Annotated in this window: 14 protein-coding genes; 8 read left to right on the plus strand and 6 right to left on the minus strand. The window is 43.4% G+C overall.

The window, feature by feature from the left end:
* The first annotated feature begins 240 nt into the window (after positions 1 to 240).
* On the plus strand, positions 241 to 1,077 hold the full coding sequence (locus J7623_RS11145) for a histidine kinase (protein WP_291920192.1): 837 nt from the start codon (positions 241 to 243) through the stop codon (positions 1,075 to 1,077).
* 92 nt (positions 1,078 to 1,169) lie between these two features.
* Entirely contained in the window at positions 1,170 to 1,898 is a 729-nt protein-coding gene (locus J7623_RS11150) for a response regulator (protein ID WP_291920193.1), read from the plus strand.
* A 108-nt stretch (positions 1,899 to 2,006) separates the two neighbouring features.
* Here J7623_RS11150 and J7623_RS11155 read toward each other — a convergent pair whose 3' ends face one another.
* The gene (locus J7623_RS11155) at positions 2,007 to 2,768 is read right to left on the minus strand and encodes a geranylgeranylglyceryl/heptaprenylglyceryl phosphate synthase (RefSeq protein ID WP_291920195.1); all 762 of its coding nucleotides are present in this window, start codon (positions 2,766 to 2,768) and stop codon (positions 2,007 to 2,009) included.
* Between the two features lie 313 nt (positions 2,769 to 3,081).
* Between J7623_RS11155 and J7623_RS11160 the strand changes: the two genes are divergently transcribed.
* The 3 genes from J7623_RS11160 (at position 3,082) to J7623_RS11170 (ending at position 7,934) form a co-directional block, all read left to right on the plus strand.
* The gene (locus J7623_RS11160; RefSeq protein WP_291920197.1) at positions 3,082 to 6,366 is read left to right on the plus strand and encodes a vitamin B12-dependent ribonucleotide reductase; all 3,285 of its coding nucleotides are present in this window, start codon (positions 3,082 to 3,084) and stop codon (positions 6,364 to 6,366) included.
* A 558-nt stretch (positions 6,367 to 6,924) separates the two neighbouring features.
* Positions 6,925 to 7,425, plus strand: coding sequence for a hypothetical protein (locus J7623_RS11165; protein ID WP_291920199.1), 501 nt, complete (start codon positions 6,925 to 6,927; stop codon positions 7,423 to 7,425).
* Between the two features lie 20 nt (positions 7,426 to 7,445).
* On the plus strand, positions 7,446 to 7,934 hold the full coding sequence (locus J7623_RS11170) for a YcxB family protein (RefSeq protein WP_291920200.1): 489 nt from the start codon (positions 7,446 to 7,448) through the stop codon (positions 7,932 to 7,934).
* A 145-nt stretch (positions 7,935 to 8,079) separates the two neighbouring features.
* Here the strand turns inward: J7623_RS11170 and J7623_RS11175 are convergent, their stop codons facing one another.
* From J7623_RS11175 to prs, 5 genes are all read right to left on the minus strand, one after another.
* On the minus strand, positions 8,080 to 8,796 hold the full coding sequence (locus J7623_RS11175; protein ID WP_291920203.1) for a DUF2490 domain-containing protein: 717 nt from the start codon (positions 8,794 to 8,796) through the stop codon (positions 8,080 to 8,082).
* 112 nt (positions 8,797 to 8,908) lie between these two features.
* Positions 8,909 to 10,399, minus strand: coding sequence for a SusD/RagB family nutrient-binding outer membrane lipoprotein (locus tag J7623_RS11180; protein ID WP_291920205.1), 1,491 nt, complete (start codon positions 10,397 to 10,399; stop codon positions 8,909 to 8,911).
* Between the two features lie 11 nt (positions 10,400 to 10,410).
* Entirely contained in the window at positions 10,411 to 13,920 is a 3,510-nt protein-coding gene (locus J7623_RS11185) for a SusC/RagA family TonB-linked outer membrane protein (RefSeq protein WP_291920207.1), read from the minus strand.
* A gap of 132 nt (positions 13,921 to 14,052) precedes the next feature.
* Positions 14,053 to 14,499 (minus strand): GNAT family N-acetyltransferase, encoded by a 447-nt coding sequence (locus J7623_RS11190; RefSeq protein WP_291920210.1) that lies wholly within the window; start codon positions 14,497 to 14,499, stop codon positions 14,053 to 14,055.
* A 114-nt stretch (positions 14,500 to 14,613) separates the two neighbouring features.
* On the minus strand, positions 14,614 to 15,546 hold the full coding sequence (prs, locus tag J7623_RS11195; protein WP_291920212.1) for a ribose-phosphate diphosphokinase: 933 nt from the start codon (positions 15,544 to 15,546) through the stop codon (positions 14,614 to 14,616).
* Positions 15,547 to 15,796: 250 nt separating this feature from the next.
* Here prs and J7623_RS11200 point away from each other — a divergent pair, with 250 nt between their 5' ends.
* The 3 genes from J7623_RS11200 to J7623_RS11210 all read left to right on the plus strand — a co-directional run bounded on the left by J7623_RS11200 (position 15,797) and on the right by J7623_RS11210 (position 21,322).
* Complete coding sequence (locus tag J7623_RS11200; protein WP_291920710.1) at positions 15,797 to 16,438, plus strand: carboxypeptidase-like regulatory domain-containing protein; 642 nt, start codon at positions 15,797 to 15,799, stop codon at positions 16,436 to 16,438.
* Between the two features lie 168 nt (positions 16,439 to 16,606).
* Positions 16,607 to 18,700, plus strand: coding sequence for a tail fiber domain-containing protein (locus J7623_RS11205; RefSeq protein ID WP_291920214.1), 2,094 nt, complete (start codon positions 16,607 to 16,609; stop codon positions 18,698 to 18,700).
* A gap of 21 nt (positions 18,701 to 18,721) precedes the next feature.
* Positions 18,722 to 21,322 carry a tail fiber domain-containing protein gene (locus J7623_RS11210; RefSeq protein ID WP_291920217.1) on the plus strand — a complete coding sequence of 867 codons (2,601 nt, stop codon included), beginning with the start codon at positions 18,722 to 18,724 and terminating at the stop codon, positions 21,320 to 21,322.
* Positions 21,323 to 21,352: the final 30 nt, after the last annotated feature.

The raw sequence follows: 21,352 nt of genomic DNA on the forward strand, positions 1-21,352 counted from the left end.
GGGTATTTTTGGAATATAGGTGAAGTTTACTAATTTGATTTAATGTTTAAGCAAATAAACAAATACTGGTGGTGTCAGATTTTGGGGTGGGCGACCTATTTCGTATTAAACTGTTTCATCTACTACACCCAGGATAAGTCGATAGTTAAGCCGATCGACTTTGTTAACTTGTTAATTTTCACTACGTTAGGTGTTTTAATCACACATCTTTTTCGCACATTGATTAACAGGCGTAATTGGGTGACCTATAGTTCTGAGCAACAGATTTTTTTATTTTTTATGGTGGTGGCGGGCACTACGGTGACGTTATATATTTCTAATAACGCATTGATGTACTTCGTGTTCAGGTATCAGCAGGAAGATCTGTTTACCGGTATTATCAAGGGAGTATCTGTTTTTGCTATAGCCTTCATCTGGTGGTTGATTTACTACATATGGCATTATATAGAACGGAACCGTAGTGCGCAGGTAGACCAGTTGAAGCTGGAAACAACGGTGAAGGAGCTGGAGCTCAAAACGATCAAGGCGCAGATGAATCCGCATTTCATTTTCAATGCGTTAAATAGTATCCGGGCATTGGTAGATGAGAATCCACAACGCGCAAGAACAGCTATTACAGAGCTTTCCAACATATTGCGGAGTTCTATGCAAACGGAGAAAGCGGAGACGGTGAGCCTGGAAAACGAATTAAACATTGTAAAGGATTACCTTGCATTGGAGCATATCCGTTTTGAAGAGCGCCTGAATGTAAAGTATGAGATTGACCCGGATACGCTGGAATTGCAGGTACCACCGATGATGTTACAAACGTTGGTGGAAAATGCCATTAAACATGGGATTTCCCGTGTTATTATGGGAGGATCGGTGTACATTAACTCTTCTCTGAAGGGCATGCATCATATCATTACCATAGAAAACACCGGACAAATAGTAGAAGATAGTATTAATGGCCATGGCTTTGGGTTACAGAGCACCAGACAAAGGTTAAGTATTTTGTTTGGCAACAGGGCCTCTTTTGAAATCAGGAATAAAGACGAGCGGACGGTAGAAGCTACAGTAGTAATGCCTTTGCTCTAAGTCACTTGTTATAAACTGCCATAGCTGCTGCATAGCGGATATGGCTATTATTGTTTAACTAATTAAATCATCAACCAAACTTCATATTGCCAATGAAAAAAGCATTGATAATAGACGATGAACGCCTGGCCAGGAGTGAACTTAAGAAATTGCTGGCAGATCACCCGGAAATAGTGGTGGTGGGAGAAGCTGTGAATGCGAAGGATGGTATAGAAAAGATAGAAACGCTTCATCCTGACTTACTGTTTCTGGATATCCAGATGCCTGACAAAACTGGTTTTGACCTGTTAGCAGAATTAGAGAAAACACCGCAGGTGATTTTCACTACTGCATATGATGAGTATGCATTGAAAGCATTTGAGTACAATGCGCTGGACTACCTGTTAAAGCCGGTAGAGCCCAAGCGTTTGGCGGATGCTATTCACAAGCTGCATCAGCAGGATGAAAAAGACCGCCTGGCCGCTACCGGTGGGATTCGCAATTTACTGTCTGAAAATGACCAGGTTTTTGTGAAAGACGGGGACCGCTGCTGGTTTGTGAAATTACAGGAGATACGTTTGTTTGAGAGCGTGGGTAACTATGCCCGGGTATATTTCGAAACTAACAAGCCTTTGATCCTGAAGTCACTGAATGCGCTGGAAGAAAGGCTGGATGAGCGTACATTTTTCCGGGCCAATCGTAAGCATATCGTGAATCTGCGGATGATCGAAAAAATTGATACTTATTTCAATGGGGGCTTGCTGTTGGAAATGCGTGGAGGCGAAAAAATTGAAGTGAGCCGCAGACAGGCGGTGAAGTTCAAAGAGATGATGAGTCTCTAAAAGAGCAGAAAGCAGAAGGCATAAAGCAAAAAGCTATTAAAGCGAATGACCAGAGCAGGTATTTAAAATACTTTCCGCTCTGGTCATTCGCTTTAATAGCTTTTTGCTTTATGCCTTCTGCTTTCTGCTCACAGTATGTACCGCGTCAGCAAGTTCCTTTATCAGAGAGAGATCTTTTTCGATGGCGTTACCCACAACAATGACATCGGCGCCGGCTTTGCAGTTCAGGTAGGCTTTTTCAGCGTCTCTGATACCACCACCAACAATGATGGGGGCTTGTACCTGGCTAGCCACCCGGCTAATCATGCTTTCGGTGATGGGGATGCGGGCACCGCTGCCGGCATCCATATAAATTACCTTCATTCCCAGCATTTCGCCGGCGATGGCAGTACACATGGCAATATCGGCCTTGTCTGCCGGAATGGGAGTTGTATTGCTGATATAAGACACCGTAGTAGGTGCGCCTCCGTCGATCACCATATACCCGGTGGAAATTACTTCCAGTCCACTTTTCTTAACTGCAGCTGCGGATACCACATGCTGACCAATCAATAATTCGGGGTTCCTGCCGGAAATAACAGACAGGTAAAGCAGGGCATCAGCATATTTTGATACCTGGGAGGGGCTACCGGGAAATAATACAACGGGTATATCGCAGCTGGCTTTCAGCTGCTGTACGCATTCATCCAGATGATCGGAAATCACCAAACTGCCTCCAAGGAAGATATAATCGACTTTGGCGGCAGTGCATTTGGCAGCAATTTCTATGATATCGGCAGGTGTAACCTTATCCGGATCAATTAAAACCGCGAATGCCTTTTCCTTTTTAGCCTTTCTTTCGATGAACGAAGTGTATATGTTATTGTACATCAATAGCGCATTGTTCCGGTTGTCGCAAATGTATAATATTTTTATTAATAACACACAGTGCTATGTAAATAAGCATTCAATTCATTATCTATTCATGAACTTCATATATGTTATACAACTGCAAATTTTTTGTTTAGGGCAAATTTTAAGCCGGATTTCTTTTCAGAGGGTATAACAAACGTGTTGGCAAACTGTTTGAGCAATTATCCACAATCTGTGCAAAATAAATGGAATGAGCCCCGCATTTAAAAATTAATTTTAGAGTACTCCGCATTACTAACTCATTTGTATCACTTAAGAAAAAGTCATGGGCATGAAAAATCCAGTCAATAGTACTAGTGGTCTCGCGTTCTCCCGTCATTTTACTAAAGAAGGTGTGAGTCCTTACGATCAATTTGAGTATGAGCTTCGCTCTTCTGTTATACGCAACCCGGGTGGTGACATTGTATTTGAGATGAACAACGTGGAAGTACCCGCAGGATGGTCGCAGATAGCCACAGATATCCTGGCGCAAAAGTATTTCCGGAAGGCGGGCGTACCGCAGGCCGATGGTACACCTGGCAGGGAAACTTCGGTAAAGCAGGTGGTACACCGGATGGCCAATTGCTGGCGTGCCTGGGGCGAGAAATACGGCTATTTTGCCACAGAAAAAGATGCCCTGATATTTTATGAAGAGTTAAGTTATAGTATGCTGAACCAATCTTGTGTGCCGAATTCCCCACAATGGTTCAATACGGGATTATTTGAGAGCTATGGTATTAAAGGCAAGCCCCAGGGGCATTATTATGTAGAACAACGAACCGGGAAGCTGGAAAAGTCTACTTCTGCTTATGAGCGTCCTCAGCCACATGCCTGTTTTATTCTTAGTGTGAATGATGACCTGGTCAATGATGGTGGTATTATGGATCTGTGGATGCGGGAAGCACGCATTTTTAAATATGGTTCTGGGGTAGGTACTAATTACTCACAAATCCGTGCTGATGGAGAGAAATTGAGTGGAGGTGGTACTTCCAGCGGGTTAATGAGTTTTCTGAAGATAGGTGACCGGGCAGCTGGTGCTATTAAATCAGGTGGTACCACCCGGCGTGCTGCTAAAATGGTGTGCCTGGACCTGGATCACCCGGAGATCATGGATTTTGTGAACTGGAAAGTTGAAGAAGAGAAGAAAGTAGCCGCATTGATTGCGGCCGGTTATTCCTCAGATTATGAGGGAGAAGCTTATAAAACAGTTTCGGGGCAGAATTCCAATAATTCTGTTCGTGTTCCTAATTCCTTTTTCCGGGCACTGGAAACGGACAGCGACTGGGATCTGAAGGCCCGTACCAACGGGAAAACAGTGAAAACAGTGAAGGCAAAGGATTTATGGGATCAGATTACCTATGCGGCCTGGCGTTGTGCAGACCCGGGTATACAATATGATACTACTATCAATGAATGGCATACCTGTCCGCAGGGAGGGCGTATTAATGCCTCTAATCCCTGCTCAGAGTACATGTTCCTGGATAATACTGCCTGTAATCTGGCATCTGTGAACCTGCGGCGATTCTTTGACGACAAGCGCAACCTGTTTGATGTTCCGGGATTTGAGTACACGGTGAGGTTATGGACAGTAGTACTGGAAATTTCCGTATTGATGGCGCAATTCCCCTCTAAAGAGGTAGCGCAGCTCAGTTATGATTACCGTACGTTGGGTTTAGGCTATGCTAACCTGGGTTCCATGCTGATGGTGAGCGGTATTGCTTACGACAGCGAGGAGGCACGGGGCGTTGCCGGCGCTATTTCGGCTATTATGACCGGTGTGGCTTATACTACTTCTGCGGAGATGGCTGCTCACCTGGGAGCATTTTCGGAATATGCCGCAAATCGGACAGATATGTTGCGGGTAATGCGTAATCATCGAGCGGCGGCCTATGATGCCATAGAGGCTTACGACGGACTGGAAATAAAGCCCAGGGGAATTGATGCGCGCTATTGTGCAGATTACCTGTTAAAAGCGGCCACTAAAGCCTGGGATGAAGCGGTAAAACTGGGAGAACAGTACGGTTACCGTAATGCGCAGACAACCGTTATAGCCCCTACTGGTACTATCGGGCTGGTGATGGACTGCGACACCACTGGTGTAGAGCCGGACTTTGCCCTGGTAAAGTTCAAAAAGCTTTCCGGTGGCGGATATTTTAAAATTATTAATCAATCCATTCCTACTGCATTACAAAACCTGGGCTATACCGGGCATGAAATTAAGGCGATTGTGGATTACGCCAAGGGCACGGGTAGTTTTGCCGGGGCGCCCTATATTAATCATCAGTCGCTGAGTGAGAAAGGATTTATGGGAGAAGAGCTGAAGAAGCTGGACGCGGCCGTTACTTCTTCTTTTGATATCGCCTTTGTGTTCAATGTATATACTTTGGGAGAGGAATGCCTGCAGCGGTTGGGTTTCAAGGCGGAAGAGTATTATAACCTTGAATTCAGTTTGTTGCATGAGCTTGGTTTTACGGATGCCCAGATTGATGCCGCCAATGACTTTGTATGCGGCACTATGACCGTAGAGGGTGCACCTTATTTAAAAGAAGCGCATTTGCCGGTATTTGATTGTGCCAACAAATGCGGTAAGCATGGAGTGCGTTATATCCACCCACACGGGCATATCCGGATGATGGCGGCAGTACAGCCTTTTATTTCCGGTGCTATTTCCAAAACCATCAATTTGCCTAATGAAGCATTGGTGGAAGAAATCGCAGATGCATACCGGTTGAGCTGGGAGCTGGGGTTAAAGGCCTGTGCCCTATATCGGGATGGTAGCAAATTAAGTCAGCCGCTTAGCAATAAAAGTGATAAGAAGAAGAAAACAGAGGCAGTGGCATCGGCTGCCGTGCCTGATTTGAACGATTTGAGCATAGATGAATTACTGGAAGAAGTTAATAAGCGGATGCTGGCCAGCAGAGATACTACCCTGAAGCGCCAGTTGTCGAGGATTGTAGAGCGGCAGGCTTTACCATCCAAGCGCGGGGGCTTTACGCAGAAGGCGAATGTAGGTGGACAGGTCATTTTTGTGCGTACCGGAGAATATAACGATGGTACGTTGGGAGAGATTTTCATTGACCTTGCGAAGGAGGGGTCTACCCTGCGCAGCTTAATGAATTGCTTTGCCATAGCAGTTTCCATAGGACTACAGTATGGGGTTCCCCTGGAAGAGTTTGTTGATAAGTTTATATTTACCCGGTTTGAGCCTGCCGGTATGGTAGATCATCCCAATATTAAATCGGCTACTTCTTTGATCGATTATATTTTCCGTGTACTGGGTTATGAATACCTGGGACGTACGGATCTGGTGCATGTGTTAGATGCGCCAGGTAATACGGGGGAAAATGACGAGGAAGAGGAGCCTGCACCGCCGCCGGCGAACAGTACCGGCAAAGTGGGGCCGCGGGTAGTTAAAGCTCAGGCTGTTAGTGGATTTCAGCAGGAGAATACTACGCAGGATTATATGAAAAGTATGCAAAGTGATGCACCTGCATGCCATACTTGCGGGCATATTACGGTACGATCCGGAACTTGTTATAAATGTTTGAATTGCGGTACCAGCATGGGTTGTAGCTGATTGATGTTGCAACTTCTTGTTAATGATATGTTATTGTGCCTTTAAAATTTCAAAGAAAAATAACATGCCCTTACCTTTGTATTCAAATAGGGTTTTCATAGGATAGTAACAAATTGAGGGCGCTTTTCTAGGCGCCCTTACTTTTTTTAGAAAACACCTGTTTTTACTTCTCTTTCCAGGCATAAGAATCTCTTCTTATTTTTTGAGCCCATATTTCACATTTGATATTTTTCTGTTAAAATCGATTTTATTGCAGCTTTTATAATTACGCTGTGAAATATTTGATTTTTTCTAATATTTATACTTTTCGCCGAGTCGCGATATAATTTTATTATATTTGTTATTGTATTAATTTTTATTATGGTTACTGTCCTATGAAAAACCAAATATTCCTACACCGCATGACTCCTCATGCACTGTAAATGACTCTCGAAAGCAATGGTTCGCCCATTGCTTTTGTTTTTTTCAGGGGTTTAACGTGTTTTTACGCATATTTTTTTATCTGCCTGAAAATCTCAAAATATAATTGTATTTTTAGACTCGAAAATTTGACACCTTATGAAAAAGCTGTTGTTAATGCTGTTGGTAGTTTTGGCCGCAGCCACATCAGCAAATGCCAACACTGGTTTCAATAACGGGGATAAGAACGGAGATAAAAACGGGGATAACAACGATAACCGGAATAACTCTAAGAACACTGGTAATTCAAAACCTGTACGGGTAGAAGAATTTGTGTTAATGTTTCCACGGGTTGAAACAGCGGAGAAAGTTGATGAGGGCGAGTTGGAAAAAGCTATTGTGGATTTATACAAATGGTATTTACAAAACGAAACCAAATTAAATACTAACGACTTCCTGAAAGGAAGTGGTAAGGAATTGGCGTTCCCTTTTAAGGTAGATCCCAAAACCTTGCAACAATATTTCCTGTTCATCAAGAAAAACTTCCCGGGTTTCGGCGAAGACGACTTGTCTAATGTAAAACGCGGCCGGAAGAAAGAAGCACCTGTTACTGTGCGTGATGAAATGGATAATCCTATGTCGATTTCAGTTAACAGATAAAATCGTTTTGCCAGGCGATAATGCATTTAGAGTTTAATTACGATAAGGGGGAGGTATTGCATGCATTGCGCTATCATTTTATGCGGAGAGGAGAGATAAAAGTCTTCCGCAATACGCTCATTATACTTCTGCTAGCTACATTAACCGGTTATTTCTATCGAGTAGTAACTCCCAGCGCCCTTACAGGTATTGTACTCATGATTTTGATACTGGGATGGGTATTCTGGTATCTCCTGCCTGTTTCTATCTATAATAAGGCCGCTACTTTCAAAGACAGCATACAACTTAATTACTCTGAGGAAGGATTATTAATATCTACGCGAGCGAGCGAACACCAGCGGGCCATTAGCTGGAGCAATTTTTCCCAGGTAGTGGAAACCCGGAAATTCTTCTTCTTATACCGGGATAAAAAAACTTTCTTTTTAATTCCCATCAGTGCCTTTCCAACAGAAGAGGCTTATCGGCACTTCACTGGTATGCTAAAGGAAAAATTCAGCAATTATAAATGAGTAGATAATCAGTGCGGGCTTGTTGCGAACAGGATAAGGCTGATTATACTGATTTTATATTTTTGATTTAGAGAGATGGATAATGGATTGAAGCGAAAGAATCGCTACAAGCAGTTATCCATCTCTCTAAATTTTTAAAATAAAGTTATAGATCAATAGTTTGAAATACGCTGAAATGCAGGATATGATTCATTGTTTTGGCGCCTGAAGTAACTTGTATCAATTGATTCATATACCCAATATCTGCTTTTAGCCTGGTGTTAAACTGGTATCCAAATGCCGCCAGGAAGCGGTTTTGGTCGAATAACAGGTTGCTGATATCATTTCCCCACAGGTTTAGAAAAATTTCATCTTGCAGGGCTACATAAAAAGGCGTTGTCTCCTTTTTATGTTTAACAGCGAACTGTGTCCGGTTAAAATAGCGGGCGCGGTTACCATATTTCCAATCGCCGATAGCGCTGTGGGCACCTGGCCCGGATGGTTGAGATACCCAGCGTTGCTCCAATCGTACCCGGTGGGTCATATCGAGATGCCTGGCCTTATGAATATACTGTTCGAAGATCCGTTGTTCCGGAAGCCAGGTATTGCTGACCCCATTATAAGTGGGAACGTAAGCGTAGCCTAATAAAATATGATCCTGTTTGGTGAGGGAATATTGTAATCCACCCCGCATCAGTAATTGACCTTTGTTGCTGATACCGTCCCTGATACGAAGTTGTATATCAAACGGAACAGCCCATTTACTATTAATTTTTGCAGTACCAAAATAAGTGTACCAATTTTGGTAGGCGTGTGTGATATCCTGTGCGGATACAAAGCGGGCAATGGCTATCAGAGCCATTGTGAGCAGTACTTTCCTCATAATCGCTGAATATAGGTTGGCATTAAAGATAAGTAAACCGGGGCTAAAAAAAGAAGGCACCTGCAGATGCAGGCGCCGATAGATTGTTGTTTAGCTATAGTTGATTGTTGTATCAGAATTTATTGTACCACAGTTTTGTTCCTTTTTTGTCGCCTCCGATAGCAGCAGCAGCCTGGTCGTAACTGGTTTTATTTTGTGTTTGCTCCGACTGCAGGTAGGTTAAGCGATAAGGCACCATGGTGACACTTGGGTCCAGCGAACCAGACACTGGTGCAATGAATAAAGGTTGACCGCCGGGTTTGCTGAAATGGAGCCTGGTTCTTTCAAACCATGCCTGAAAGCCCTGCGGGTAAAGTGCCAGCCATTTCTGTGTACCGATTACATTTCTCCAGTCGGCTGCTACATAAGGCACTTTGGCAATATATGCATCAACCGCCGCGTCGGTAATGTCTTTGTTGCGGGTGAGCTGGCGCCAGTAATTGATGGAAGACCGGATACCATTTGCGTAATGGGTAGCGGCATCATCTCCTACTTTCATGCCTCTGGCTGCGGCCTCCGCCAGAATAAATTCTACTTCTGAATAAGCCATCAGGATGCCTGGCATGGTAGCGCTATAGATCTGGGTACCCGGAAAAGAATAACGGTCTTGTGAAAGCCGGTTGGTATCTGATGCGGCCCAGCCGTATGGCATTCCATTATAAACTTTGTCGTCTTTAGAGGGACGCGCGTAAATGCTGAGACGCGGGTCATTCACACTTTTCATATAATCCACCAGGGTAGCACTTACAGAGAAATCAATAATGGGACGTGCCAATTCATTATAAGGAAATTGATTGGGCATGGCATCCAGGTATTGGAATTGTGCATTGTCATCATTGCTGCTGATAGCATCCTTATAATGTGCTTCAATGATCTGTTTGGCTTTATCAGGGCTGGCATCTACCATGCGAATAGCCATTCTGAGCAACAGTGAATGAGCCAGTTTTTTCCATTTTTCCACGTCTCCATTGTAGATAACATCTCCGGAATTGAAGCTGATCTGCGCTGTATCCAATACATTTATCTGTGCCTGTAACGTGTCGATCAGGGCATTATAAACGGTTTGGGCGTCGTCATATTTAGGAGTAATGTTCGTAGTACTCTGGAAGCTCTGCGAATATGGAATATTACCATAGGTGTCTGCCAGGATCTGGTAAATCCAGGCACTGGTAATTTTGGCGATCGCGTTCTGATTAGGCACACCAGTTTGGTCTGCTTTCGCATTATTTTGTTTTACCAGGTCATCCAGATTATGTAATGATACGCGGTACAAGGTATTCCAGAAAGCGGCGTTGTTACCTTCATCGAGATTAAACTGGCTGTCATTGGTCCTGGAGTTGCCCGTCCAGTATTGGGCGTAGTTCATTGCGATGAAGCCATTTTGCAATCCGCTGTAAAGCATATCCATGGTGCTTTTCTGTGCACCTGTGAGCAAATATTGTGGTTCAGCAGTAGTTGGTTTGGTAGGATCATGGTTCATATCATCCAGTTTTTTACAACCGGTGACTAACAGTGAAACCATCAGGATTCCTAAGCTGCTATATTTTAAAATCGTTTTAGTCATCGTCACAAAATTTAGAATGATACGTTCAGGTTTAATCCATAAGACCGGAGTGAAGGCAACGCTCCTCCTTCAATACCCTGCACATTGGATGCAGAGTTGAGGATGTTGGAGGGGTCCACATTAGGCGCATTGGATTTAATTAACCAGAGGTTACGGCCATATACAGAAATGCGTGCAGCCTGAGCACCCACTTTCTTATACCAGGATTCCGGCAGGTTATAACCAATTTTTGCTTCTCTCAGGTAGATATAGCTGGCATCATATAAATTAGCTCTGCTAATCACATTTCCTCCGTTATAATTGAAATGCTCCTGTGCCGTAATCTTTGTGGTATTAGCGTGACCATCGGCGGTTACACCCGGAACGATAATGCCATTTTCACGAATTCCGTTTTCAACAGTAGATTCCAGCAGACCAGACTTGTTTCCGTACAGGTTAGTGTAGGAGAAAAAGTCGCCACCATGTTGGAAGTCAACCAGGGCAGACAGATAAATACCTTTATAAGAGAAGGTATTTGTAACACCCCCTACATAGTCCGGATAGGCGTTACCGATAGGTTTGATTTCACTGGGCACATAACGACCGCGCGCGTCCACTACTTTTTGCCCATTGAGATAGGTATAATCCGTACCGCGAATAGTTCCCAGCGGCTCCCCAACCTGCCCTACTACTGATACCTTTTGTGTACGACGGTCGGTACCAATGGTCAGGAAGGCGAGAGACGTATTGTATTGTGCGATATTCAGGTCCAGTACCTTATTCCTGTTGCGGGCAATATTGGCATTGATATCCCAGCGGAAGCCATTTTTCAGGCGGATGGGATTCAGGTTTAAACCTATTTCAATTCCTTTGTTTTCCACACTGCCACCATTTACATAAGCACCCGTAAATCCGGTAGCGGTGGGTAATGCCAATGTAATAATCTGGTCTTTAGTGACACGCCTGTAGTAGGTTAAATCAAGCCCGATGCGGTTGTCGAGGAATTTCAGTTCTACACCGGTTTCCACTTCCGTAGTACGCTCTGGTTTCAGATCCTGATTGTATAAAGTGTAAGAGAACTGAGAAATAGGATTACTACCGAAAGGAGGAATGAAATCGTAGGTGTTATAGATACGATAAGGGTCTGCATCATTACCAACTGCGGCCACGCTACCTCTTAATTTACCGTATGACAGCCACTTCCACTCTTTCAACAGGTCAGAGAAAACGAAAGAGAGGGAAGCAGAAGGATAGAAATATTGGTTATTACCTTTCACCAGTGTTGATGACCAGTCGCTACGTCCTGTCAGGTCAAGGAACAGGAGATTTTTATATCCCAGGTTGGCAGTAGCGAAAACGGAATTGATTTGTTTCTCGTAGTATTGATCGATAGCCTGAGCTGGTTGTACAGAGTTGAGCAGGTTATATACTCCTTTGGTGATCAGGCCCTGTACAGTGCTTCCTCCGGTAACTGTCCACTGACGATGCATAATATTTCCACCGACGGTAGCGTTCAGTTGGAAATCTTTGCCAAAATCTTTTTTGATATCTGCTGTTAACTGGTAGTTCATTTCGCGGTTACTTCTTACGCGTTTGATATATCCACCAATGGCATAATCTTTTGCGGTTCTTTCTTCTTCGAGGGTATTATAGTCGTCCATAAATACGCGGCCGGAGAAGGAGAGCCATTTGGTAGCATCTACATCCAGGCCGGCATATCCAAACAGCCTGTTGCGGCTATCTGTTTCATAATCCATATAACGATTCCAGTATGGGCCGTTGCTGGAAGAGATACTTGGATCATCCCATGCGCGGCGGTTCCAGGTAATCTGGGAACCATCACTGTATTGGAAGTCCTTTTCTTTTGCTATATCCAATTGGCGTTGGCCATACATCGTAAATTGTAAAGTTGGGTTGGGTCCGGTAAAGCCGGTACCGGGGCGGCCCTTCACTTTTAAGGAGGTATAATTCATAGAGGCGACAGCCTTCACTCCTTTTGTTAATTCGTAGCTACCATTGAAGGAAAGATTATTTCTTTTGTTGGTAGCGTTCGGCAAAACAAAGGTTTGATCCATATTACCGTACGACAGGCGGAAGCTTCCTTTATCGTTGCTACCTGCCATAGAGATATTATTGGTAAGAGTAAAACCTGTTTTGTAAAAGTCTTTTACATTATTTGGATGTGCTGACCACGTATCGGTTTTACCGAAGTTGGGATTGTTTTTATTTTTATCCCAGGACCAATAAGGACGGATGATTTGTCCATTTAGTTTTGGTCCCCATGATTCATCTACTGCATATTGTGGCATCAGGTCATAACGTCCTTTGCCATTGTTATCGTCGTATGTAGCGCTTTGTTCATTGAGGAATCCTTCCGGGTGTTGGTTATAATACAGAGTATCGAATTTTCCGGCATTACCGCCGCCGTACATATTCTGGTACTTTGGCAGCACAGCTACCTGGTCAACCTGTGCATTGATGCTATAGGTAACACCAATTCCTTTTTCAGTATCCGGGCGTTTTTTAGTGGTGATTTGTAAAACACCGTTGGCGCCGCGGCTTCCGTAGAGCGCTGTTGCAGCGGCTCCTTTGAGAACGGAAATATTTTCAATGTCTTCCGGATTGATGTCTTGCATTGGGCTACCGTAGTCGTAGCCACCGCCACCGTTTTGCTGACCGGGATCATTGGTAACGTTATTCATCATGGGAACGCCGTCGAGAACGAAGAAGGCGTTGTTGTCGCCCAGGATGGATTTTACACCACGGATAGTGATTTTGCTGGCACCGCCCATAGATCCGGTGTTGCTACTGATTTGTACGCCGGGAACCTTACCGGTAAGGGCGTTTACGAAATTGACTTCTTTTGCTTCCTGCACTGCGTTGCCGCTTACTTCCTGAATAGCATAGCCTACTGAGCGGGGATTCTTTTTGATGCCGAGGGCGGTGACTACTACTTCTCCCAATACTTTTTTAGTAGCATTGGACGGTACCATGGTAATATTCAGTTCACCTCTTTTTTCAATAGGAATTGTTTGTTCGCCGAAAGTAGGAGCTGTAACCAGGATAGTATCTTTGATACCGGCCTTGATGGTGTAGTTGCCTGTAGGATCCGATTGTGCGTTGAGCTTAGTTGTTTTATTGCGGATAACAGCGCCTGGAATCGGTGTGCCTTTATCATCCTTCACTGTGCCACTGAGTGTGAATTTTCCCACTTCACTTTTCGCAGTAGCCGGGTCTGGAGGAAGGATGAGAGCGGTATCCTCTTTAGGTTTAGCAGTAGTAGTTTTAGTTGTATCAGGAACAGATTTGCTGGAAGTGTCCTGTTTAGGTTTAGTGGTGTCCTGCGCAGGAACCGCTTTAGCAGCGGTATCTTGCCTGGGTTTTGCACTGGTGTCTGCAGCAGGCTTAATCACTACCGGAACGGTGGTATCAGCTGGCTGTTTGGCGGATAGATACCCTTCGGGTTTTGTGTATGCACTGCTGGAGGTATAGCAGAAAAAGGCATAGCACAGCCCCGACCAGGCTAGTACATGGCTTCTCATTGTATAATTAAAGATTTGGTTACAAAATTTTTTGACAGGAATCCTATGCTGTCTATTGTTATATAGCTTCGTCATCAATATAACAATACAATCAAACTGGCTTCTACAATGGGTTGCAAAAGCAAAAAAAAATTATTTCAGGTTTTTCCTCATTTCGTAGTGCGGAATGCCCACCTCTGTAAATTCTTCTCCACAAAAAGCGTAGCCCAGTTTCTGATAGAATCCTGTGGCTTCTTTGCGGGCATGCATGGTGAGTATGTCGAAGTTGTTTTCACGTGCATATGCTTCTGCGAACAAGATAATTTCTCTGCCGGTTCCTTTTCCCTGAAGGCTTGGTGAAACGGCCATCTGCCTCAATTGTACGGTGTTTTCATTCACCGGCGTAAGTATACAACAACCTGCCAGTATTTCTTTATTATTGATGGTAGTGAATCCGGCGATGAAAACATCATTTATTTCCTGTTGCAGTTGTTCTGCTGTAAAGCTAAGTCCAAGGGGCCTTCGGAGTACTTCACTGCGAAGTTCCAACATGGTATGATAGTCACAACTACCGTACTCGAGTATACGAAAATCAAGCATATTTGTTTGTTATGTTTATGTATTGCAATTTAATCAATTGCAAGGTGAGCAGTTGATTGGCTACAATACTTCACTTACAACTGTCGGAAAGACAAATAGCTTGCCAACAGGGAATCAGGGATGTTGGGAATTAAAGTAGCTGACAATGAGTTGATCTACTGATTTCACCTGTAGCATATCATCGTTTATCCGGATTGCATTGGGATGTGTGTCGGTGCAAACGACCTTTTTAATGAGGCCACTTTGCTTTATTTTTTCAAACCCGTTGCCGGCAAATATGCCATGGGTGGTAATTACACAGATATCGGCTGCTCCTGCATCATGATAAGATTGTGCGGCATGGATGAGCGAGCCGCCGGTGCGGATCATGTCGTCGTAAATGATGACAGTTTTATCTTTCACATCGGCGCTGATAGCGGTAATGGCGGTTTCATCACCAGAGAGGCGGCGCTTAAATGCAAAAGCGGCTGGAACATGCATATCATTAGCGAGTGATTCTACCCATTTTGCCCTGCCAGCATCTGTGCTGGCGAGAACGAAAGGCTTTCCTCCAGCCAGTTCCAGGGCTGCATCCATCACAAATTCTTTTGCGTATAAATGAACCGGGCGTATATCGTTTTCGAAATACCAGGTGATGCCATCTACATGAAGATCGATCATCACAATCCTGTTACCGCGCGAAGTATTAGGAAGAGAAGAAAAGAGTACTGCGCGTGTTTTTGCCTTTACAATTTCTCCGTATTTCACGGCCCTTTCCATGGTAGAATATCCGAAGAAAGGAATAATGATTGTGAGAGAATAGGCGCCCAGTTGTACACATCCGCTGGCGAGATCATATAATTCGAGGGTGGCCTGATCGTCTATAGTGCCACCAATTAAGATCACTTCTTTGTTGCTGACGTTACTCAGTATACGATGATAATGTTCCCCATCAGGGAAATCACGTATCTCTAATTCTCCGTTTTCCCAGGTATTTCCTGTAATGGCCAGGATCCTGTTTTTCAGATACTGGTAATGCTGTGTAGCAAAAATGATCTTCTGTGGCATGACTTTTACAGATATATCTCTGATAATGGTAAAAATAAGTGATTGAGGGGATATTTATAACGTTGATAATTAATATTTTTGCCCGCGAGCACTGTCATTTCCCTCGTTTTTAACTTTTCATTAGCGGGTGGAACATTAAATTTGAAGGATTACTATATTCATGATTCGTTTTACAGTATATATCGGAGCACTGTTTTTTTTCTTTTTCATTGGCATGCAGGTTACTGTCGCACAGGTGCGGTTGTCTGGTATGGTGGCGGATCAGGAGACTAAAACGGGATTGCCTTTTGTTTCCGTAGTAAACAAAAGGACTATGACGGGAACACTTAGTAATGAAAGTGGTCGTTATTACATAGAAGCCTACCCCGGGGACACATTGGAGTTTTCCATGTTAAGTTATGCTACAAAAGTACTCATCACACCGGGTTTGTCTTCTTCCCTGAATGTATACATGGAGAAGCGGTTATTTGAATTGCAGGGAGTAAATGTAAGGGGGAGGAACTATCGCAATGACTCTATGGCGTTACGGGATGAGTACGGACGTTATTTCAACTATAAAAAGCCTGGGGCAGTGGATGTCTTGAAAACCCTACCGGCTAATCCTATCACCGCCTTAACTTACCTTGTGCCCAGTAAGGTCCGCAAGCGGAAGGAGCAATTTCATGAGCAATTACTTTATTGGGAGAAGGAAAAATATATTGATTATCGCTATTCTCCTGAATTAGTAGAAAAAATGACCAAATTGCAAAGTCCGGAGTTGGATTCTTTTATGTATAAATACCGGCCGGGCTATCAATTTCTTAACAGCGCTTCGGAATATGATCTGATGTTGTACATCAAACAATCATTTGAAGCGTATCAGAAAGAAAAAGTTGCCAGGAAGGAACCTTAAAGATATTAGTTACGCCACGCCGCTCCAACGTGGCGTAACTGTTATAAGGCCGTTTATATCTTACCCAATACATTTAATTAGTTATATATTTGTGTATAATCAGGCTGTTTGAACTGTAGCCCAACAGCAAGTTTATTATGTGAAATCCTATACCAATTAGTTTATTCTATGAAATTGTTATTCCGCCTAGCATTGCTTTGCCTCATAAGCACCGTTTCTTATGCACAAACCGTTTATCAAATCCGCGCCGACAGTGTTCGGATCTATAGTGGTTGTGACACTGCGGAGTTGATTATTGAAAATCACACAAAGGATACGTTGGGATTTCTGTTTAACAAAGGAAAAGGGAGGACTGAGTTTAGGAGGATACGAATGAAGATGTTGGGAAATTCGCTGGCGATAGTTGGGCAGGACACTATTCAGTTAGGCACTGGAGCAGGAGGATCGGCTTACATACAAAACCAAAACGATTCTGTTCAGGTTGCCAATTTTAGTATTGATGGTCTAGGAAAGTCTGGGAAAGGATTTGTGTCGAATGCCGGCCAGCAGATACCACATTATAGCTTAAAAGTAAATAACAATAGCAGGTGGAGCATTGGTTTAATTAATCCGGAACCAGGTTCGGCCATTGATGGTTCTGACTTTGCCTTATGGAGGTACAACGATGCGGGAACTCTGATAGCTCCCGCCCTGACTATAAAAAGGCAGACGGGTATGGTGGATATGCCATCCGGATTGATAGCGGGGCCATATTCGAGAATACGGGGAACGGGCACGGGGCCTACCAATCAATCTTATCTGATGTTTATGGAGTCGGGTGCGGTCAATGAGGTGGGATATATTGGTAAAAGGTCGTTCAATAATGATGATCTTACTTTTCAAAGTGCCAGAGGGAATGTTGCACTTTCCGCCTATAGCGCCCAGGATCCTCAGTTTAACATGGGAACAAGAAATTTGATCCTGAAAACAGGTACATTAAGTCTTTCTGATACGACTGCAAATACCATCGTTTATGCCGGTTATGGTACCGGTATTCCTTCTTTTAATATACGGAGTAAGGGTACCAAGTTGGTATTGTCTCCTAATATTAATTCAACGAATGTTGATCATGGTATAGGGTTGGAGTCAGGGTATACGTGGTTTTCTGTGCCACAGAGCACAACCAGTACGGGATGGAAATTTTACGGAGGTACTACTGCAATAGGAAAGATTAGCGGAACAGGCGTTACGGAATGGGCAGGAGTTGGTAGATTTAAAGGTTGGGCAGATGCAAGTGCAATAGGAATAGCCGCAGAAATAGGCGTAGTGAATGGTACCGCTGCGTTCACCGGAGTTGATCGGAGTGCTTCTCCTGCTAAATATATCCCGGTGGTATTAAGAGGCGGTACTACAGATGTTAATTCAAAAGGCTTCGGTATAGATAGCGTAGGGTACAGATTTATAGAGTTTCCTAATGTCAAAGTTTTGGGGACTGATGCAAATGGGTATTTAGTAAGTAAGATGCCTGTGTTATCCGATGTTTTAAGTTCAGGGAGTCTGACCGGCAATAACACAATTGTTTTTAACAAAACGCTCGCGGCAGATAACATGTTGTTTGATTTACAGCAGGGATATGCTTTATATAGTGATAACCTGGCTAGTATGGATAGTCGTCCGGGAAAAAGGTTATGGATTAACACACCTGATAGCGGTGATATAGTACTGGGCCCCCGTGCATTTGCTTACTTGGGTGGCGTGTTGCGAATAAGAATGAGAGAGATAAAATTGGAAGGTAGTAACGGCAAGTATGTTAGTTATGGTGCATTAGGAACAGACGCCAATGGATATATCGTTGACGGCTCGGCGAACTTTGTCAAAAACGGGACTACTACCCAGACTGCTAATTTTAATGTATCCGGTTCTGGGGTATTAGGTGGTAATCTAACTGTAGGAGGCAATGAAATAGTGACAGGAACAGTGACTGCTACCGGGTTTAATCAATCTTCTTTACGTGCATTAAAAATGAATATCAGAGATTGTGAGCTAAATGCTTTACGGATTATTGATAGCATTAAAGTAAGAGAGTTTGAGTATAAAAAGGAACCTGGCAGAAAGGTTATCGGCATTATTGCAGATGACGAACCCGCTATTATTTCAGGAGAAAAACATGATCACCTGGATATGATGAATGCCGTAGGTTTATTATTAAAGAGTGTACAGGAATTAAATGCCAGACTAGATAAACTGGAACAAAAAGTTAACCAGGAACAATCATCAAAATAAATATTTGAATCCATTTACCCTATGAAATTCTTATTTCGCTTGTTGCTGCTTTGCTTAATAAGCAGCGTTTCCTATGCGCAAAATGTTTACCAGATCCGCGCCGATAGTGTTCGCATTTATAGTGGTTGCGATACCGCGGAATTGATTATTGAAAACCATACGCAGGATACATTGGGTTTTCTTTTTAACAAAGGAAAAGGTAGGACAGAGTTTAGAAAGCTGCGCATGAAAATGCTGGCTGATAATTCACTCGTTATTCCTGGACAGGATACTGTTTTGTTGGGCAATGGATTTGTGAAACTGCAGACTGCCGTAGTACAACCGGGAGGATTTTCAATTGGAGGAAGTGGGTTTAGTACAGGGCAGTTCCAGGTAAAAAGAAACGGAGCTGATACGGTTTCCGGAGGGTTGGCATTGTTCAATGCTATTCAGACGAGAGGTGTTATAATGCAGTTAAATGGAGATGTGAACCCGGGTATGTCTACGTGGATACACAATGGTAGCGCATGGGTGAAAAGAATGGAAATTAATTCCGGGACAGGTGTGGTGGATATGCCGTATGGATTTATTGGGGGTAATGGTTCCAAAATCAGAGGAACTGGTATTGTTGATACCAGTCAGGCTTTCCTGCAGTTTGTGGAGTCTGATGGAACTACCAGAACAGGGCTTGTAGGAATGGCCAGTAAAACCAGTAAAGATGCTTACTTGATAAGTGAGAAGGGAAAAGTGAATCTATATCCTAATAACAGTGCTTTGACAGGCTATATGAGCATAGAGCCTACCAACTTATTGTATAGTGGAGGGACTGTAATATTGAATAATGCGACTTCCAATATGCTCTATTTTACAGGGGCTGGTTTGGGTGCACCAACAGTAGGTACGAGGACTACAGGGACCAAAATAATTTTAGCTGCCGGATCAGCGGGAACCACTGATTTTGGTATTGGTATGGAGGGGTCTAATGTCTGGAACAGTGTATCACAGAATTTACCGAATGTAGGGTGGAAGTTTTACGGAGGGACTTCACAAATTGGTAGAATTGATGGAAAAGGAGGTGCTGACTGGGAAGGGATGAGCAGGTTTAAAGGCGATTATTCGAGTGGTGCCGGACCTGCAACAGAAGTAGGGTTTTCTTCAGGTCAGGCGCAGTTAAGGGGATATAACAGAACGACCAATATGTACACTACTATTAGTGTTACCGGAGGGAGTACTGCTAATGATCCTAAATCGTTTGCAATAGATGGAACAGGATATAGATTTAATATGCTGACTAATGCGGGGATGTTGGGAACAGATGCGAATGGATATTTGATAAGTAAAGTAGCTTCGTTGTCAAATATTCTGGCCGCCGGTAATCAAACAGGAAACAATCCTATTGTTTTTAATAGAACCTTATCAGCCGCAAATCAATTGATGGACTGGCAGCAGGGTTTTGGTGTGTATAGTGATAATCTTACATCGGTGGATGGCGTGAATGGTGCCCGTATTTGGTTTGATTCTCCGGATAATGGAGATATTGTATTGGGCCCACGCAATGGAAGTAATTTTCTCGGCACACTCAGGATAAAAGCCAGAAATATTAAATTGGAAGGTGGTACTCCGAAATTCTTTAATGTAGGAATTTTAGGGACTGATGCCAGTGGATATTTGATTAATAGTTCTGCCAATTTTGTACAAGCGCTGGGAGCAGTTCCACAAGCCATCAGCTTTAATATATCAGGTTCTGGTGTTGCGAAAAGCATTGCCACCGGAGCTAATATAGGAAACGAAGATTTTGTAATTTACAAATCTTCACATCCGGATTCTCTCGCTACCAACAAAAGATGGGTGTTTTATAAATCCGGTGCAGAAACTGGTGGAAATGCGGGTAGCAACTTTGTGATATCCAGATATAATGATAACGGTGTGTTCCAGGATAATCCATTTCAAATTGCCAGAGTAAATGGGGATGTGATCTTTTCCACTGGTCCTAAAGTAACAGTGGGTCAGAATAGGGAGTCGCTTTGGTATCAGTCCAACCACCCTGCGGGAGGCGCAGTAACTGTTGGCTTTCCGGGAGCCACCGTACTGGACTCTTTCTTCACCAATTCTGCGGGTCACGTAACACAGGTAAAAACAAGGGCGTTGAAGGCTGCCGATATCGCTGCGGCTCCAGCCACAGGTTCAACAAGTTATATTCAAAACCAATCAGCCAGTGCACAGGCAGGAAGTTTTAACCTGAATGGTACCGGCGCATTGGGCGGTAATTTAACAATAGGTGGTAATGTGGTGGTAACAGGAACGGTGACAGCTACCGGGTTTAACCCACCTTCTCTACGGGCATTAAAAATGAACATCAAAGATTTTGAACTAAATGCACTACGGATCATTGATAGCATTAAAGTAAGAGAGTTTGAATATAAGAAGGCGCCAGGTAGAAAAGTAATTGGCATCATTGCAGATGATGAACCTTCCATTATCTCGGGAGAGAAACATGATCACCTGGACATGATGAATGCGATAGGCTTATTACTGAAAAGTATACAGGAACTGAATGCCAAAGTAGATAGAAGCATTGAAGAGACAAATGCCAGATTAGATAAACTGGAAAAGAAAATTAATAATGAACATTCTTCCAAGTAAACTAGTTAAACTATCCTAAGAAACTTTTAT

This window comes from Chitinophaga sp., from assembly GCF_017745275.1.
In the GTDB taxonomy this organism is placed as follows: domain Bacteria; phylum Bacteroidota; class Bacteroidia; order Chitinophagales; family Chitinophagaceae; genus Chitinophaga.